Source organism: Halomonas sp. MS1, from assembly GCF_024182575.1.
Lineage (GTDB): Bacteria > Pseudomonadota > Gammaproteobacteria > Pseudomonadales > Halomonadaceae > Vreelandella.
Map to the genome: position 1 here is coordinate 1,042,921 of NZ_CP098926.1, position 18,662 is coordinate 1,061,582.

Consider the following 18,662-nt stretch of genomic DNA (forward strand, 5'->3'; position numbering starts at 1 on the left):
ATTTTTTAAGTTGTTATGTACGCGTATGGATGGGATCTCGTGAGCGTCCTTGTCTCTGCAATCAGGCTACTGCTGACCCGACAGCTCAACACGGATGCATAACGAATCGTGTAACCAGTGCTCTTCGTCATATTCGATAGGACGCTGTTGATCATCAAAAATGGCGCGGCAAATGTTTAGCCCGGCCGCACCTGGGGCAACGAGTAATTCTTCTGCATCTAATGGCGACAGCGCTTCAGACACCATGCGTATTGAGCGATTGGCCAAGTGATGCCCCCACCGCCCTCTTAACAACCCCCAGAGTGATTGTCCGCTGTAGATGTCTAGCAATTCTGGCGCACGCTCTGGCACCACCCAAAGCGACTCCACCAGCACAGCGCGATCATCCACGTAGCGGCGACGGCGAATATGGTGAAACGGCTGGTCATCGGGCAGCCCCAAGGCACGGGCTGCCGCCAGGTGTGAGCGGGTTTCCAGCTTTAGAACCGCCGTGCGTGGTTGCCGCCCCTGAGCGCCCACATAGTCATTAAAGCCTGCGTCCCGGGTAGGGTCATACACCAGCCGGGCGGGTGAAATGAACCAACCACGCCGATTGCTGCGGTGGATGAGCCCTTCCCCCTCCAGTTGCGCTAAGGCTTGGCGTAACGTAACGCGGGTCGTAGAGAAGCGCTCCGCCAACGCTCGCTCAGCGGGCAACCTGCCTTCCCACTGCGTGGCATGCTGGGTAATTAAATAACGAAGCTGTTCCGTTAACTGTAAATAGTAGGCATCAGGCATGCGCCGATTTTCCTGATAGATCGTTGGCCGATGAAGCGTCTGTCGACGCTGCCATCCGCCAGTCTAAGCGCTGCCACCCTTCTACACTAGCCACCTCTGCCAGCACGGGGTCAGGGTTAACCGCCACTGGGCAGTCGACATACTGCAGCAGCGGGATATCGTTGCGGGAATCTGAGTAGAACGTTGTATGGCTAGGGGCAATTTTTTGCTCGGTTAACCACTGCTGAAAACGCACTACTTTCCCCCCACGGTAAGAAAGCACGCCTTTGCTATGGCCGGTGTAGCTTGCCCCACTTGCCGCTTGTTCGACACTAAGCTCTACCGCCAGCACATGCTCAATCCCTAACATCGTCGCAATCGGCGCGACCAGGTGATGCGATGACGCAGAAATAAGGACAAGGATATCGCCTGACTGACGGTGCGCGTCCAGGCAGCGCCAGGCTTGATCAAAAATACGGGGCTGCAAATGGGTAGCGACAAAGCGCTCAACTTCTTTTTGTACATCGATTACTCGGCGGCCCCGCAATGGCGCCAAGGTCATTGCCAAGTACTCCTCTAGCTTTAACTTACCGGCGTGATAAGCCAGCTGCATCTGTTCGGCACGGGCTATAAAGGTCTCGGCATCACTGATCCACCCCTGCTCAATCATCCATAAATTCCAGCGGTCGCTGCAGTCTCCATCCAGGAGGGTGTCATCAAGATCAAACAGAGCGAGGCGCATGTGGCACTCCTTTTTTCGCGAGTTCGGCGGCGCGTAGGGTATGCCAACGATGATGACAGGACGATGACGCCATTGATGAGAATGGAAATTGCTCGCCCTACCTGTCAATAAAATGGCTTAAGGGGTTAACCACATTGAGGCAAACTCATCGGCGGGTAGCGGACGACCAAACCAGTACCCCTGAGCTTCGCTGCAGCCCATTTGTGCGAGCAAATCGGCCTGGGCAGGGCTTTCAACGCCTTCTGCAAGGGTTTTCATATCAAGCGTGTCAGCCATAGCGATAATGGTTTGCACAATCGCCCGATCATGGTGGTTATCGAGCATGTCACGCACAAACGAAATGTCTATTTTTAACGCGTCCGCAGCAAAGCGCCGTAAATACGAGAGCGATGAGTAGCCTGTACCGAAGTCATCAATAAACAGCGCGTAGCCAGCCTGACGCATTGCCTGAGTAATTGTGACCGCCTGATCGGGATCACGCATAAAATCACTTTCAGTCAGTTCAAGCGCAATGGTGCCTGGAGGTACACAGGCGGTTAGCTTAGCCACATGTGCGGTTAGCTGAGGGTCGGCAAATTGTTGCGCTGAAATATTGATTGAGAGCCTACCTGGCAGTGGCGTATTACCGGCCTGCCAAACACTTAACTGACGTGCCGCTTCTTCTAGCACCCAGTCTCCCAGCATGCAGATCAAGCCACGCTCTTCCGCCAAAGCAATAAACTCGCCAGGGCTTACCCATCCCCACTCAGGGTCAAACCAGCGGCACAGCGCTTCAGCCCCCGTCAATGTTTTGTTCGTAAGACTGAACTGCGGTTGAAAATAAAGCTGTAAGCGCCGTTCAGTAATGGCTTGATGCAGGCGCTCGGTCATCCATTGGCGGCGCTCCAGCGTCTGACGCATCACTTGTGTATAGGGGCATACGCTATTATCACGGCGTTTTGCGTGATGGAGTGCGATACTGGCTGCGTTAAACAGCTCACCGGCCTCCGCTACATCGCTTGGATAGCTAGCAATCCCGATACTGACATCGAGGTTAAAAATACGATGCCCCAGCTGGATAGGGAGTTTGATAAGTTCGCATAACTGAAACACCACTTCTTGAAGGCGAACATCCTCAATGCTGGGCAACAGTACGGTAAATTCATCACTGGAAAGTCGTGCGACAGCGCTTTTAGATAGGCTAGCTTGCCGTAAGCGCTCGGCCACGGTTGCGAGTAACTGATCTCCTACCTCGTGGCCATGTAAATCATTCACCTCTTTAAAGCGCCGGATATCCAGCAGCAGCAGCGAAAGAGAGTCACCCTGACTAGATGCCTCTTTTCCCATACTGGCCAATAGCTCCATAAAGCGCGCACGATTAGGCAATCCTGTTGTGCTGTCTGTATAGGCAAGACGTTGCATGTGACGATGATCACGGCGACGTTCTAGCTCACCGGCAGCACCCGTAGAGAGAATTTTCAACACGGAAGTTGCAAACGCATTGGTCGTCAGTGGTGTTTGATAAAACACCATCATCACACCAATGGCATCGCCCTTAGCATTATCCAAGCGGCGGCCTATCCACGCCTGGGTACTTAACGAGGTTCCCGGCAGCGTAAACGCATGGCCACTTTGAACAACGCTCTCGCCTTCAAACACGACTCGTTCAGCAGGCGTTCCCTGCAGCATAAACGTTTGGTTATCTATTAACTGGCCATTCGCGACTAAACTAACGGTCTGGGCTGCTGTTGCGGGCCGCAGCGTGTTTATCTTATTAGATGTCCCCAAAGACCGTGGAACAGGTTGATCCAGTAACGCAATAAACCCAGCATCTGCTTCTAATAACGTGGCTAACGTGATGATCAACTGGTGGAAGTAATCGTCTCCTACGCGTGAGGTAACTGTAGAGGCTACTTGTACCACCGCATCCTGCACGCGTTGTGATTCGTGCTGGTCGGTCACATCTGAGATAAAGCCCTCGAGATAGGCCACATGGCCATCATCATCGATAACAGCTTGCCCTTGCTCCCACATCCAACGGTAACTGCCATCCCGATGGCGCAATCGGTACACCACACGATATGGCTGACGCTGCTGGATTGCCTGTTGTGCTGCTAGATGAACGCGGTCTTGATCGGCTTCGTGTATGAGGGAGGCAAAACTGATGAGTCGATTATCTTGTAATTCGTCCGGATGATAGCCCGTGAGCGCCTCAGCCCCTTGGCTGACCAACTGCATCGTCCAGTGTTGATCATTTAGGCAACGGTAGGCCATGCCAGGAAGGTGATTCAGCAATGTGTTTAAACGCCGCTCACTCTCTCGGGCCAATTCTTCACTTTGACGAAGCGCTTGCTCGGCTTGGCAGCGGCCAAGCTCTGCCCCCGCTTGAGCGGCCACAATGCGCAAGATTTCGTTTTCAAGTCCATCGAGCTGCATCGGTTTATTGCTTAACACCGCTAAGATGCCAATGGCCGAGCCATCGGATGAAAACAGAGGCAGTCCCATGTAACTCTCTGCACCCAGTTGGCTGAGCAGCTCGTCTTTAGGAAAGCGCGCTTGAACATCGCAGGCATACAAGCAAGGTTCTCTACCTACAACCGTTTCACAAGGCGTTCCCATAAGAGGATAAGCGATATTTTCCTGATGATCGTTATTTGACCAAACGGCCAATGTTGTAGCCATATGCGCCTCGGTGACCACAGCGATCAACGCATGATCAATCCCAAGCAGTTGGGCAAGTTGCTCGACAAGCGTCGTATAAAAGTCAGGTCTTCCGCTACGTCCTAAACCTTCCGCCAACTGACGGAAAATCTCCGACGCTTCGTTTCTGGTGTGCATTGGCGCACTCACTTTTGTCATCGTAGAGCAGCTGCCCACAGAGCACTGTTATAATAAGCTGTTGCAATAAAATGCAGCGGGCTACAGCATAAACAGTTATTTTACTGATTTACCATGCCTATCTATGACTCTGCTAACACACGCAGACGCTATAATTGATTATTTAGCACATAACTTAGTGGCTGCTCGCTATGCTGGACAGCACGTTGAGGGATAATATGACGAGCCGTTTAGCGGAAGACAAAACACTTTATACTTCGCTCACTAGCGAGCTTCCCAGTTTTCTTGGTAATGCGTTATTACGCTCGGCTAGCCTACCTTCGCTTCCTGCTATTGCCATGCAAGTGCTTGATATCGCACGCTCCCCCCGAGCTTCTCTGAGTGACTATGCGCGCGTTATTGAACGCGACCCTGGGTTAACGGCGCGCCTTATTGCGGCCGCGAATAGCGTGCACTACCTGCGTTCAGCTCATCCTGCACAAACCAGCTTGGAAGCCACCCAGCGACTGGGATTAGACGCAACGCTCGCCACCGTATTGAGCTTCACTCTGTTTCCCTGGCCACCTACAGAGAACGCGGCTCTGCAAACATGGCGACGCGCCATTGTTGCCGCCGTGGTAGCAAGCAAGCTGGCTCACCAACTCTGCCCCGCACAGGTTGGCAGCGCATTCACGCTTGCCCTACTGCAAGATATAGGCATTTTGGCGATCCTCTCTACCTACCCAGACGAGGCCGAGGCACTATACGCTGAACGCAGAATGTCTCACGCACAGTTGGTCAACGCTGAACGCCGCCACTTTGGCAGTGACCATACACTGATTGGTGCTTGGTTAGCCGCCAAATGGGGGCTACCGTCCTCGATCGTGCATGCTATTGACCAAAGCCATGACGGCTTTATAACCGATGACATGGCGACACTCTGCCTGCGTTTATCCGGCCCAATCGCCGATGCATGGCTCAGCCCTGAACCAAGCACCACCTTAGCAATATTGCTTAGGCAGTTAGCGGTCACAGAAACACTGCCTACGAATGTCATGGAAGCACTCTTCCATCACTTGCCAGAACAAATTGACTTATTAACAGATATTCTGGATATCACCGTACCCGCGCCTGTGGATAGTCAAACACTGCTGGCGGACGCACAGCAGTTGCTCTATCAACATGCTTTGACGCTCACCGCACGATTAGACGCTCAGCTACAGCAGCTGGATACACTACAGCTACATAATTCTGCATTAGAAGAACGCAGCCGTATTGATCCACTAACTCAATTGGCTAACCGTGCTTGGTTAGAGCAGCAACTCCAGGAGCATTTTGCACTTTGCAATGAGCAAGGCCGCACAATGTCAGTGGTGTTTATCGATTTAGATCATTTCAAAGTGCTTAATGACCAATATGGCCACCAGGCAGGCGACTTAATTCTGGAACGTTTTGGTAAAACGCTCGCGTCATTAACTCGCTCAGGCGACTTGGCTGGGCGCTATGGCGGTGAAGAATTTTTAATTATATTGCCCGATGAGACCGCTCAAACTGCGAGACAGTTAGCCGAACGCATTGCGCTGCATTTAAATGAGCAACCGATGTTGGAAATTGACCAAGAAGCACTGTATATCACTGCCTCTATGGGCATTGCATGTTTAAGCGATGGCAACTTCAGTAATGAGCGGGAGCTGATAGATGCCGCCGACCAGAGCATGTATTTCATCAAACGCTCTGGCCGCCGGGGCATCTCCATTCATGGCCAAGATTAACCGTTAGTCGTCTACTATCTGTTCAGTGCCTGGGGCAGGTACAAGGCGATTTCAGGGAAGAGATGCATAAAAGCAATCGCCAGCAGCATCAGCAGAAAGAATGGCAGTGTGGCTTTCGTGATGGTGACAATATCTTTACCGGTGAGCCCTTGAATGACAAATAGGTTAAAGCCCACTGGCGGTGTAATTTGCGACATCTCAACCACAATCACCAGATAGATACCAAACCAGATCAGATCAAATCCAGCGGCGCTAACCACGGGCATAATAATGGCCGTGACTAGCAGAATCAGTGAAATACCATCCAAAAAACAGCCCATGATCAACAGCAGCACCGTTAAGGCCACTAGCAGCATCGTGGGGGATAGCCCCATTTCACCGATCGTGCGAGCTAACTGCATTGGTACCTGAGTAAAGCCCATCGCAGAGGTCAGAAATGACGCGCCAGCAATAATAAAAGCAATCATGCACGCGGTACGTACTGCGGCAAATAACGAGCTGGTAAAAATGTCTCGATTAAAGTGGCCATTAAAATGCGCAATGACCATCGACAGCACAACGCCTACCGCGGCAGCTTCTGTTGGTGATGCTAGGCCGCCATAAATCGATACGATAATACCGCCAATCAGCAGCAGAATTGGCACCAGCGACCAGGTATTGCGCAGCTTCTCAACAAAGCTCATGCCCGACTCATCAGCACCGGTTAAGCCGTTTCGGTTACCTTTCAATAGGGCCCACAGCACCAGATAGGTCATAAACATGGCCAAGATCATCAGCCCTGGTCCGATCCCAGCCATAAATAGCCGAGTAATGGACTGCTCAGTCACCACGCCATAAACAATCAGCACGATAGAAGGCGGAATCAGCAAGCCTAGCGTTGAAGCGCTGGCCAATGTACCAATCGCCATGTTGCTGTCATAGCCGCGGCGCTCGAGTTCCGGCAGGGTCATTTTCCCCACCGTTGCACAGGTCGCCGCTGAAGAACCACATACGGCGGCAAACATGCCGCTGCCAATGATATTGGTGTGGAGCAAGCGTCCTGGCAGGCGATTTAACCAGGGCGACAAGCCACGAAACATATTGTCGGCAAGACCTGAGCGAAACAGAATCTCACCCATCCAGATAAACATCGGCAACGCCGTTAAATCCCAGCCATAGCTTGCTCCCCAAAAATCCGAGGCAAGAATAGGGCCGGGGTCGAAGGGACTAAAAAACTGAAGGGCAACCCAAGCAGTGCCAATCAGAGCAAAGGCAATCCAGACGCCACTGCCTAACAGCACCACAAGGGTAAAGATGGTAGCCAAACTAAGTAATAGCACGAGGGTGTCTCCTGGGTAGCGTCTTAATGCGCTTCGTTGTCGTCGATGGCGGTTGCTTCACGGAAGCTCGCAGGGTCGTGGATAGCGATACGCAGCGCTATCCACAAGGCTTCCAGAAGTGCCAATGCCAAGAGCCCTACCCCAACGACTAATACCGATTGCGGTATCCATAAGGGAATCGATAAAAAGCCTGACGATACATCGTTATATTGAAGGCTTTCTCTTGCTAGCCCAATCAAGCCATAAGCCAGCAACAGGCTGATCACTACCGCAATGAGTAACCCAAACACCTCAAACCAGACGCGTATGGCTGAGGGTAGTCGCGAGATAAGCAGCGTCACCCGAATATGCGCATGGTGAACAAAGGTGTAGGCAAGCCCAAGAAACGTTGCCCCGACTAACAGATAAGACGCCATCTCAGAAACGCCGGTGATGCTCACGCCGAGCCGGCTAAGGCCAACCAAAACAAGCAGCGCATCTACTAACCGAAACGTGACCTGCAGTGCGATAAGTGCACAAATAGCCACCATACACGCAGCAGCACCCCAAGCACCGAGGCGGTAGAGTTTGTCGAATTTAAACATCATGTTCGCAGTCTCATTGAGCGCGTGGGTGGTAAGGGCGGCACAAACAGCCGCCCTTAAAGCCAGCATTAGTTGTTAAGACTTAGTTACCGCGTTGTTCGCGATAGCTCTCTAAGGCTTGTTTTGCGTCATCGTCAGCGCGGGATTCCCAGTCGGCAAACAGCTCATCGCCCGCCGCTTGCAGAGCAGCAGACACCGTCTCGTTAGGCTGAGAAACTGAGATGCCATTTTCCTTCAGCGCCTCCAAGCTAGTTTCATTGTTCTCGCGGCTCATTTGCCAGCCACGCTCTTCAGCCCTAGCAGCCGCTTCCATCAGCGCGTCTTGGGTAGCTTCATCTAAACGATCAAAGCTGCGCTGACTCATAAACACAATATTCTTAGGCAGCCATAAGTTGGCATCGGTGTAGTCGGTCACATAGTCCCAGGCTGCCATGGAGTTACCGGTAGAACTGGACGTAATCATGGCATCCACACGACCGGTGCTAAACGCGGTAGGAATATCAGACTCTTCGGTTTCCGTCGGGCTGCCACCTAAATTATCAACGAAACGCTGAGTATTAATATTTGGCGCACGCACCCGCAAGCCATCGAACTGATCGGGATCGGTTAACGGCGCAGAGGTGTAAATGCCCTGCGCTGGCCAAGCGACAGCATACAAAGGCACCATTCCTTCATAGGCAAACAGCTCAGTAATCATCGGCTTAGTGGCTTCCCACAAGGCATAGGCATCTTCATAGCTACCGGCTACCCCCGGCAGCGTATCCACTTCGAAAATAGGGTCATCGTTGGAAAGAATGGAGAGGAACACTTCGCCAGCATCAATCGTACCGCGGCGCACCGACGGCTTAATTTCACCATGTGAGACCAGAGAACCACCGCTGTGCACCGTAATGGTTAAGTCACCGTTTGTGGCCTCAGCCACATCCTCTGCAAACTGTTTATTGTTCTGGGTATGGAAGCTTGCATCACCATAAGGCGTTGCCATGGTCCATTCAGCCGCATGGGCGGTCGCCGCAGCGGCAAGACTGCAAGCGGTCACTAGCAGTAACGGCGTTGTTATACGTTTATGCATGGGGACGTCCTCTTATTCATATTGATGGAAGTTCAGGTTGATCGAGGTGTTGCTTCGGGAGTGGTGGGGGTTGCGCTAGGGCGAACCCAGCGGCCGGTAAAACTTGTGTTTGCCATGTCAGCGCACCGATCTCTGGCATAGTTAGCTGCACATTCTTGGGCGATCCGCCCCACACTGCGACAAAAGCGAGGATGATTCGCACTGCGCCATATCACATCATAGTTCATAGGCGGCAACGGCACGGGTAGCGCTAAACGGTATAGATCACCCCGCCGCCACTCATCTAATACGGTGGCGACCGGAAGCGCACCGATTCCCAGCCCCTCCATCGTCATTCGTGCAATGGTCATCAATGTGCTAACGCTATGGATACGAGGCTGCTGAACGCCCACATCAGAAAGGTAACGAACCAGTTCTTCGTAGGGGCGAGCCTGCCTGCCAAAGGAAATAAACGGCAACGACTGGCACCAAGCGTTGGGGTGTTCGCTTAGCAGCTCGGCATGGCGAGGTGAAACAAACATGCCCATCTCATAAGGACTTAACGTCTCGCACTCAATTTGCTCCGGAGCCAAGTAACCATTCATTGCCAGCAAAATATCAATCTCGTTGCGCATCAGCCGATCATTAAGAACCGGCGAGTAATCAACTGTTAACTCGATTATAAGTTCTGGAAAACGCTCAGTAAGCTGCTGAATGAACGCGGGAAACCAGCTATGTGCAATGGTTTCAATGGTGCCGAGCCTAAGGGGTGCAGAAAATGTCTCGGCACTATCAAATAGCTTTAGCGCCTCATCACGCTGATGCAGTATGCGCTCAGCATGCAGAAAGAACTCGCGGCCACGCATGGTCGGCTGAACCGGGCGCGCCGAACGCTCAAGCAATAGCTCACCTACGGTGCTTTCCAAGCGTGAAATACGCTCAGAAACAGAAGGCTGCGTGATATGTAGGCGTACCGCCGCCTTGCGAAAAGAGCCAAGCTTTACCGCCCATACAAAAGCGTCTAGCTCCTTGAAATCAAGCATACATTTGCCTAACCAACGGTTGCAGTAACATCGGCGGGGATTCCTACACAGCGCAGGTAACGTCGCGCGCAGTGCCGCCCCCTAGCGCAATGTGTCACTGGGTGAAATGGTCGCATTGCTGTGTAATGCAATCTTAGGGCCAGCATGGTGGGATTACCCACTGTTTTTCGCTGAACAGTGTCTAGCTGAACAGCGATGAGCTGGCTCATGGCCGACGTTTGCATGTTTCACTCCTCAAAACGACTCACTGACCGCCGATTATTATTAGTGCTGCGGGTATTCGTTAGGGCTGGCGTGAGCGTTTTTTTTATAATCTTTTATCGAGTCGCTTTATTTATTTGATAATCGTATTCCCCCCTAGCGTCAACCATTTTTCCAATAAATAACAGCACGATAGGAAGCACCGATACTAAGTATCGCTAAAAACGATTGGAACTTAACAGGATAGGTTCATATATTGGTTTTAAGACGTCACACTGATAATCAAGCTAACTATTTACACTGGGCAGTCATAACAAACACAGACAACCGCACCTTTAACAACAAATTCTTCAACATTAGCACTCCGTAATTAAAAAATAAGCGTTCTTGGCCAACGCTGCTAACTAACAACTCGCTGTTAACCAACAAGTGACTCTAATAAATTCAAAACAGGCTAGGAGACGATATGGCAATCCCACTGCTCAACTGTGACATGGGCGAAAGCTTCGGTAATTGGTCGATTGGCTTAGATGCTGACGTAATGCCTTATGTCGATTGTGCCAATATCGCCTGTGGCTATCATGCCTCAGACCCCCATGTCATGCGCCGCACGGTCGCCTTGGCCAGTCAGCATGGCGTGCGTATTGGCGCCCACCCCGGCTACCCTGACTTAATGGGGTTTGGTCGTCGCTCTATGGCCTGCTCGCCCGCAGAAGTAGAGGATATGGTGCTGTACCAGGTCGGTGCGCTGGCCGGAATTTGCCAAGCCGAAGGCGTGACGCTGAGCTACATAAAGCCCCATGGAGCGATGTATAACGACATGGCGGCGAATCTTGAGTTATTGGAAGGTGCTATGCGCGCGGTACGTGCTTATGATGCCGACCTTCCGCTGATGGTCATGGCAACTGCCGATCCGGAACCTCATCGTCAGTTGGCGAAAAAAATGGGCGTTACCCTGTGGTTTGAAACGTTCGCTGACCGCGCTTATGAAGCAACCGGCCATCTCGCCTCTCGCCGCCTGGCAGGCGCTGTCCACCACGACCAAGCCACTATCGTTGCGCAAGCTGTTGCGCTCGCCAAAGGCGAGGCGCTGACCGCCCGCGACGGTAGCGCGCTGCATCTACCCTGCGACACCCTGTGCGTGCACGGCGACAACCCTGAGTCGGTGGCTGCCGTGCGCGCGATTCGTGATGCCTTTACGGCGCTGGAGTCTGCGTGAAACTGCGTTTAGAAACGGCGGCCATGGACGCCGTAACGGTACGGCTGTTTGACACTATCGATGAAGCCAATATGGCGTGGATCATAGCTGCCGATCAAACCCTACGCGATGCGCTGGGCGAGGCACTCATTGACCTGATTCCCTCCTATACCACGCTGCTGGTGCACTACGACAGCCAGCAACTAACCTTTGGCCAAGTCGCTACGCTGATTCGCAATGCCTTGCGCCACTTAACGCCTGCCGAATCGCAGAACGGTCAGCTGCATGAGATCCCCGTGTGGTATGACGAAAGCGTTGGCCCTGAGCTTCCGCTGGTGGCAAAACGCGCAGGGCTCAGCATTGACTCTCTGATCGAACGTCACTGCGGCCATGATTACTGCGTCTTCGCGCTGGGCTTTGCCCCCGGCTACGGTTTTATGGGGTTGGTAGACGAAGGCATCGCCACGCCTCGCTTGAAAACACCCCGCCGCAAAGTCGCGGCAGGCAGTGTGGGGATTGCCGATCGACAAACGGCTATCTACCCTCTCCTTTCTCCAGGGGGGTGGAATATTTTAGGTCGCACCGCCGTACCACTATTTGAATACGCTAAGCGGGGCGAGCCGCTGCTGCGACCCGGCGATAAGGTACGCTTTAAAGCGATTGGCAAAGCAGAGTTTGAAGCAGCAGGGGGCGATACAACGCCGATGGAGGAGCGGCCATGAGCCAGGCAATGCTAACAGTGAAGCAGGCCGGACCACTGGCTCTGATTCAAGACTTAGGGCGGTTCGGCGTGGGTCATTTGGGGGTTACCCAGAGCGGTGCCGCCGACTGGATTTCATTTCGCTGGGCAAACTGGCTCCTCGGTAACGCACCGGATAGCGCGGCACTGGAAATTGTTATGGGTGGCAACCTCAGCTTGGTTGCCAATGCCGAGGTGCGCTTAGCACTCACTGGGGCCGACCTTGGCGCTACCATCGATGGACAGCCATTAGCCACCAACACCAGCTTTCTGCTGCGTTCCGGTCAAACACTCATTTTCAGCCAGCCCCGGCGTGGCCTACGGGCCTATCTCGCGTTTCCTGGCGGATTAAACGCACCAACGATTCTGGGCAGCCGTGCCTGCACTGCCCGCGAACAAATTGGCGGGCTCCATGACGACGGCAAACCGCTACAAACCGGCGACCAGCTCACCTGGCAGGGTAACTCACCCAGTGAGCGCAGCTTGCCTGAAGGAACAGCCCCCGCCATGGCGGAAAAAAGCTGCCAACTCAGCATGGTGCTTGGCTCGCAGGCTTCACATTTTGCCGGACGTAGCCTGTACAACGCTTTTAACCAGCCTTGGACAGTAGATAACCGCGCTGATCGCATGGGTATTCGTCTCACCGGCCAACCTCTGCATTGCACGCTCGGTGGCATTATTTCTGAAGGGATTCCCCTTGGCGCCGTGCAAATCCCACCCGACGGTCAGCCGATTGTGTTAATGAATGACCGCCAAACCATTGGCGGCTACCCACGCCTTGGTGCGCTTACCCCGATGGCCTGTGCGCTGCTTGCTCAATGCGTACCGGGAACCGAGGTGCGTTTGAGCCCTGTCAGTGCCAGCCAAGCGCAAATTGCCTATCGGAAGCAATTAAGCCATTGGCATTAAAAAACCCGCATCTATCGATGCGGGTTAGAACAGGGAAGTTACTTAGAGCAAGCGTTGCTTTGACGTTTATGCGACATCGAAGCGATCCGCATTCATCACTTTTGCCCAGGCGGCGACGAAGTCTTTAACAAACTTCTCGCCGTTATCGTCCTGGGCATACACCTCTGCGTATGAGCGTAGCAGTGAGTTAGAACCAAACACTAGATCAACGCGAGAGGCTGTCCACTTAACCGCGCCCGTTTGACGGTCGCAAATCTCGTAAACATTATTGCCCACCGGCTTCCAGCTGTTGCCCATATCGGTCAGGTTGGCAAAGAAGTCGTTGGTCAACTGGCCTTCACGGTTAGTGAACACACCGTGCTTGGTACCACCATAGTTGGTGCCCAGCACACGCATTCCACCTAACAGCACGGTCATCTCCGGTGCGGTGAGCCCCATCAACTGAGCACGATCCAGCAGCATTTCTTCGGGTTTGACGATGTAGTCTTTCTTCTGCCAATTACGGAAGCCATCGGCAAGTGGCTCTAAAGGCTCAAAAGAGTCTACGTCAGTCATCTCATCAGTGGCATCACCACGGCCTTTGAGGAACGGCACACGCACCTCATAGCCCGCTGCTTTGGCCGCTTTTTCAATAGCCACGCTACCCGCTAAGACAATCACATCGGCAATGCTGGCACCCGTATCAGCAGAGATCTGCTCGTATACTTTTAGCACATCGGCAAGACGCGTTGGCTCATTGCCTTGCCAATCTTTCTGGGGAGCCAAACGAATGCGCGCACCGTTGGCGCCACCGCGCATGTCGGAACCACGGTAAGTGCGCGCGCTATCCCACGCGGTGCTGACCATGTCGCTAATGCTTAAGCCGCTCTCAGCAATTTTCTGCTTAACCACTTCTTCGCAGTAATCGGTGCTACCTGCAGGCACAGGGTCTTGCCAGATAAGGTCTTCAGCCGGCGCTTCTGGGCCGATATAGCGTGCTTTCGGGCCTAGATCACGGTGCGTTAGCTTAAACCACGCTTTAGCAAAGGTTTGCTTGAAGTACTCCGGATCGGCCATGAATTTTTCGCAAATAGCACGGTACGTCGGGTCCATCTTCATCGCCATATCCGCATCGGTCATGATCGGATTGTGACGCACAGAGGGATCGGTTGCATCAACCGGCTTATCTTCCTCTTTAATGTCGATAGGCTCCCACTGATGAGCACCCGCAGGACTTTTTCTTAGCTCCCACTCATGACCAAACAGCAGGTCGAAATAGCCCATATCGAACTTAGTTGGGTTGGTGGTCCAAGCGCCTTCAATACCCGACGTCACGGCATTGCTCGCTTTGCCATCCATGGTCGGGTTGCCCCAGCCAAAGCCCTGGTTTTCAACGTCAGAGGCTTCAGGTTCGGCACCTAGCGCAGCGGCGTCGCCATTACCATGGCATTTACCCACGGTATGGCCGCCCGCTGTTAAGGCAGCGGTTTCTTCGTCGTTCATCGCCATACGAGCGAAGGTTTCGCGCACCTGCAGAGCTGTCTTAAGCGGATCAGGCTGGCCGTTAACCCCTTCTGGGTTAACGTAGATAAGTCCCATTTGAACCGCAGCCAGCGGATTCTCCATTGTTTCCGGCTGTTCAACGTCACCGTAACGCTCGTCAGAAGGCGCTAACCACTCTTTTTCAGCCCCCCAATAAATGTCTTTCTCTGGGTGCCAGATGTCTTCGCGGCCAAACGAGAAACCGTAAGCGGGCAGTCCCATAGATTCGTAGGCCACCGTACCCGCAAGAATGATTAGGTCGGCCCAGCTGATTTTATTGCCATACTTCTTCTTCACTGGCCACAGCAAACGGCGCGCCTTATCAAGGCTTACGTTATCCGGCCAGGAGTTGAGCGGTGCAAAACGCTGGTTACCGGTACCACCGCCGCCACGGCCATCGGCAATGCGGTAAGTTCCGGCAGAGTGCCATGCCATGCGGATCATCAGGCCACCGTAGTGGCCCCAGTCGGCTGGCCACCATGCTTGGCTATCAGTCATCAAGGCATGAACATCTTGCTTGAGGGCGTCAAAATCGAGTTTTTTGACCTCTTCCCGATAGTCAAAGTCAGGATCCATCGGGTTAGTTTTACGATCATGCTGGTGCAGAATGTCTAGGTTCAACGCCTCTGGCCACCAATCTTTGTTGGAGGTGCCAGTAGACGTATTACCACCATGCATTACAGGACATTTTCCACTCATGTTTCTCTCCCCTTCTTGCTCTTTGCCTTGGACTCGCCAAGGAAACAGATGATCGACATCTCATATTGCTGTCTACAGTGTAGGTAATCAGCAAGCGTTGCGTTGATATGTACTGTTTTAAAGCACCTCATCGATAGTCACAATTTGTAATAAACCAATAGATCGATAGTTATTTATTATTAAACTAGCTATTTCTTAGTCAATAAAAACTGAGCCAATAAAACTTAGCCCATAAAAAAAGGCAGGGCGTCAGACGCCCTGCCCATACCACTATCAGGATAGTAGCGTTTTCTTACCTTTACTCCACCATTGGCAACAGTGCGTTCAAGCTATCCCGCGCATCGCCGTAGAACATGCGCGTGTTCTCTTTGAAGAATAGCGGGTTTTCAATGCCAGAGTAGCCCGTGCCCTGACCGCGCTTGCTGACAAACACCTGCTTGGCTTCCCAAACCTTCAATACCGGCATCCCGGCGATAGGGCTATTGGGATCTTCCTCGGCAGCGGGGTTTACGATGTCGTTGGAGCCGATCACGATCACCACGTCCGTACTTGAGAAATCGTCGTTGATCTCGTCCATTTCCAGCACGATATCGTAAGGCACTTTGGCTTCAGCCAGGAGCACGTTCATATGTCCAGGCAGACGCCCTGCCACCGGATGAATACCGAAACGTACGGTCTTACCCGATGCCCGCAGCTTGCGTACTAGATCGCTCACCGCACTCTGTGCTTGAGCCACCGCCATGCCATACCCCGGCACGATAATCACGCTATCTGCGTCGTTTAAGGCACTCGCCACACCACTTGCATCAATCGCGACCTGCTCGCCTTCAATCTCAGCCGCTGGCCCTTGAGCACCACCGAAGCCGCCCAAAATCACGTTAACGAAGTTGCGGTTCATCGCCTTACACATAATGTAAGACAGGATTGCCCCTGAGGACCCCACCAGTGCGCCGGTAACAATCAACAGATCATTGGAAAGTGTGAAACCAATCGCCGCCGCTGCCCAGCCGGAGTAGCTGTTCAACATCGACACCACCACTGGCATATCCGCACCGCCAATGCCCATAATTAGGTGATAGCCAATAAAGAATGACAGCGCCGCCAGCACGAGCAATGTCCAGAAGCCTGCACCATTGAGGTACATAATCGCGAGCAGCAGCGAAAGCGCCGCAGCACCGGCGTTGAGCATATGCCCACCCGGTAGTTGACGAGGCTTGCCATCCACTTTGCCTGCCAGCTTACCGAACGCAATCACCGAGCCGGTAAAGGTCACCGCACCGATGAAAATCGCGAACACCACCTCAATCTGCAAAAAGGTCAGCTCAGCAGGAGCCTTCGTGGCCACCAATGCGGCAAACGCAGAAAACTCTTGCATCGCGCCGTCGGCCGCTTGTGCGGCCAGCACCCGGCGGCGCTCTAAATCTGCGCCCCAGGCAACAAAGACCGCTGCCAAACCCACAAAACTATGTAGTGCCGCTACCAACTGAGGCATTTCGGTCATTTCGACCTTGCCTGCGACATAGGCACCAATCCCTGCACCGATCAACATCGCCGGAACCAGCCACCAGTAGCCGCCAATACCTGGCCCGAGGGAGGTAAAGAACACCGCTACGGCCATACCCACAATGCCGTACCATACGGCACGCTTGGCTTTCTCCTGATTACTCAGGCCGCCTAGCGATAAAATAAATAGCACACTTGCCGCAATTGCCGCGGCAGATACGAATCCTTGTCCTAACATCTCGTTTCTCCGCCGCTTAGGATTTTTGGAACATGGCAAGCATCCGGCGTGTCACCAGGAAGCCACCCACGATATTAATCGATGCAATCAGTACCGAAATGGCCGCCAGCACGATAACGACGCCACTGCCTGAACCGATTTGCAAAATTGCCCCTAAAATAATGATGCCGGAGATAGCGTTAGTGACCGCCATTAACGGCGTGTGCAGCGAATGACTCACCTTCCAAATCACCTGGAAGCCAATGAAGCACGCCAACACAAACACAATGAAGTGCTGCATAAATGAGGCTGGGGCTATTTGGCCCAACAGCAGCATTAGCGCGCCACCAACGGCGAGCAAGCCTACTTGACGCTTGGTTTGCGCTTTAAACGCCGCGTGTTCAGTCGCCTTCTTCTCTTCAGGCGTTGGTTCTTTCTCTTTTTTCTTTGGCTTCGCCGCAGCGATAGCTTTTACTTTGGGCGGCGGCGGCGGGAAGGTGATTTCGCCCTGGTGCGTGACCGTAGCACCGCGAATGACATCATCTTCCATATTGTGATGGATGACGCCGTCTTTCTCAGGCGTGAGGTCGGTTAGCATATGGCGAATGTTGGTGGCGTAAAGCAGCGACGCCTGGGTGGCCATGCGTGAGGGGAAGTCGGTATAGCCGACCACCACTACGCCGTTATCAGATACCACACGCTCGTCCGGCTTGGTTAAGTCGCAGTTACCGCCTTTTTCAGCGGCTAAGTCGACAATCACCGAGCCAGGTTTCATGGCTGCCACCATATCTTCCAGCCACAGCTTTGGCGCGGGCCTGCCAGGAATCAGCGCCGTGGTGATGACAATGTCGACATCCGGTGCTTGTTCGCGGAAACACTCTAGCTGCTTCTCACGAAACTCTGGGCTAGAGGGTGAGGCATAGCCACCGCTTTCTGAACCGTCCTGACTATCTTCAAAATCGAGAAACAGGAATTCAGCGCCCATGGATTCAATCTGCTCGGACACCTCTGGGCGTACATCAAACGCACGCACCACAGCGCCAAGGCTAGCCGCGGTACCAATCGCCGACAAGCCCGCCACACCCGCGCCGATCACCAATACTTTGGCAGGAGGAACTTTACCGGCGGCGGTTACCTGGCCAGTAAAGAAGCGGCCAAAGTTATTGCCCGCCTCAATCACCGCACGGTAGCCCGCGATATTGGCCATTGAGGAGAGCGCATCCATTTTCTGCGCTCTGGAAATACGTGGCACCATGTCCATCGCAATAACAGACGCGCCCTGAGCTTTACAGGTTTCCAACAGTGCTTCGTTTTGTGCTGGCCAGAAGAACGCAATCAGCGTCTGACCTTCACGTAAATAGTGAGCCTCAGTTTCCGAAGGTTCACGGACTTTAATCACCACGTCCGCATCACGCCACAGCGCTTCCGCGCTTTCCACAACGCTGACACCCGCGTCGCGATACGTGTCGTCATTAAAGCCCGCAGCAGCCCCTGCGCCGGCTTCCACCAAGCACTCATGGCCTAGCTTTTGAAGCTGTTTTGCGCTCTCAGGAGTAAGCGCTACACGCGCTTCTCCTTGAGCTGTCTCTTTCGGTGCGCCTATTTTCACACG

14 protein-coding genes are annotated in these 18,662 nt (G+C 53.3%); 4 read left to right on the forward strand and 10 right to left on the reverse strand.

The window, feature by feature from the left end; translation table 11 throughout:
• Nucleotides 1-66 precede the first annotated feature (66 nt).
• The 3 genes from NF683_RS04760 to NF683_RS04770 form a co-directional block, all read right to left on the reverse strand.
• Nucleotides 67-777 (reverse strand): UTRA domain-containing protein, encoded by a 711-nt coding sequence (locus NF683_RS04760; RefSeq protein ID WP_089040551.1) that lies wholly within the window; start codon nt 775-777, stop codon nt 67-69.
• Nucleotides 770-1,498, reverse strand: a complete 729-nt coding sequence (locus NF683_RS04765) for an HAD family hydrolase (protein WP_253921413.1) — start codon at nt 1,496-1,498, stop codon at nt 770-772. The genes NF683_RS04760 and NF683_RS04765 overlap by 8 nt, the downstream gene beginning before the upstream one ends.
• 117 nt (nt 1,499-1,615) lie before the next feature.
• The gene (locus tag NF683_RS04770; protein ID WP_253921414.1) at nt 1,616-4,315 is read right to left on the reverse strand and encodes a bifunctional diguanylate cyclase/phosphodiesterase; all 2,700 of its coding nucleotides are present in this window, start codon (nt 4,313-4,315) and stop codon (nt 1,616-1,618) included.
• Nucleotides 4,316-4,533: 218 nt separating this feature from the next.
• On the opposite strand from NF683_RS04770, the gene NF683_RS04775 reads away from it, so the two are divergent.
• Nucleotides 4,534-6,066 carry a GGDEF domain-containing protein gene (locus tag NF683_RS04775; protein WP_253921415.1) on the forward strand — a complete coding sequence of 511 codons (1,533 nt, stop codon included), beginning with the start codon at nt 4,534-4,536 and terminating at the stop codon, nt 6,064-6,066.
• A 14-nt stretch (nt 6,067-6,080) separates the two neighbouring features.
• Here NF683_RS04775 and NF683_RS04780 read toward each other — a convergent pair whose 3' ends face one another.
• From NF683_RS04780 to NF683_RS04795, 4 genes are all read right to left on the reverse strand, one after another.
• Entirely contained in the window at nt 6,081-7,385 is a 1,305-nt protein-coding gene (locus NF683_RS04780) for a TRAP transporter large permease (RefSeq protein WP_038478843.1), read from the reverse strand.
• A gap of 23 nt (nt 7,386-7,408) precedes the next feature.
• The gene (locus NF683_RS04785; protein ID WP_120386230.1) at nt 7,409-7,972 is read right to left on the reverse strand and encodes a TRAP transporter small permease; all 564 of its coding nucleotides are present in this window, start codon (nt 7,970-7,972) and stop codon (nt 7,409-7,411) included.
• A 79-nt stretch (nt 7,973-8,051) separates the two neighbouring features.
• Nucleotides 8,052-9,041: a TRAP transporter substrate-binding protein gene (locus NF683_RS04790; protein WP_253921416.1), complete on the reverse strand. Its 990-nt coding sequence runs from the start codon at nt 9,039-9,041 to the stop codon at nt 8,052-8,054.
• A 32-nt stretch (nt 9,042-9,073) separates the two neighbouring features.
• Nucleotides 9,074-10,063 (reverse strand): LysR family transcriptional regulator, encoded by a 990-nt coding sequence (locus NF683_RS04795; protein ID WP_253921417.1) that lies wholly within the window; start codon nt 10,061-10,063, stop codon nt 9,074-9,076.
• Between the two features lie 667 nt (nt 10,064-10,730).
• Here NF683_RS04795 and NF683_RS04800 point away from each other — a divergent pair.
• The 3 genes from NF683_RS04800 to NF683_RS04810 are packed head-to-tail and all read left to right on the forward strand — an operon-like array spanning nt 10,731 to nt 13,110.
• Nucleotides 10,731-11,483, forward strand: coding sequence for a 5-oxoprolinase subunit PxpA (locus tag NF683_RS04800; protein WP_253921418.1), 753 nt, complete (start codon nt 10,731-10,733; stop codon nt 11,481-11,483).
• Nucleotides 11,480-12,184: a 5-oxoprolinase subunit PxpB gene (gene pxpB / locus NF683_RS04805; RefSeq protein WP_253921419.1), complete on the forward strand. Its 705-nt coding sequence runs from the start codon at nt 11,480-11,482 to the stop codon at nt 12,182-12,184. The genes NF683_RS04800 and pxpB overlap by 4 nt, the downstream gene beginning before the upstream one ends.
• Nucleotides 12,181-13,110 carry a 5-oxoprolinase subunit C family protein gene (locus tag NF683_RS04810; RefSeq protein WP_253921420.1) on the forward strand — a complete coding sequence of 310 codons (930 nt, stop codon included), beginning with the start codon at nt 12,181-12,183 and terminating at the stop codon, nt 13,108-13,110. The genes pxpB and NF683_RS04810 overlap by 4 nt, the downstream gene beginning before the upstream one ends.
• Nucleotides 13,111-13,176: 66 nt before the next feature.
• Here NF683_RS04810 and katG read toward each other — a convergent pair whose 3' ends face one another.
• From katG to NF683_RS04825, 3 genes are all read right to left on the reverse strand, one after another.
• A complete protein-coding gene (gene katG / locus NF683_RS04815; RefSeq protein ID WP_193059767.1) occupies nt 13,177-15,330 on the reverse strand; it encodes a catalase/peroxidase HPI in 2,154 nt (717 codons plus the stop codon).
• A gap of 298 nt (nt 15,331-15,628) precedes the next feature.
• Complete coding sequence (locus NF683_RS04820) at nt 15,629-17,071, reverse strand: NAD(P)(+) transhydrogenase (Re/Si-specific) subunit beta (protein ID WP_089040540.1); 1,443 nt, start codon at nt 17,069-17,071, stop codon at nt 15,629-15,631.
• A 16-nt stretch (nt 17,072-17,087) separates the two neighbouring features.
• A complete protein-coding gene (locus NF683_RS04825; RefSeq protein ID WP_253921421.1) occupies nt 17,088-18,659 on the reverse strand; it encodes a Re/Si-specific NAD(P)(+) transhydrogenase subunit alpha in 1,572 nt (523 codons plus the stop codon).
• Between the last annotated feature and the right edge of the window lie 3 nt (nt 18,660-18,662).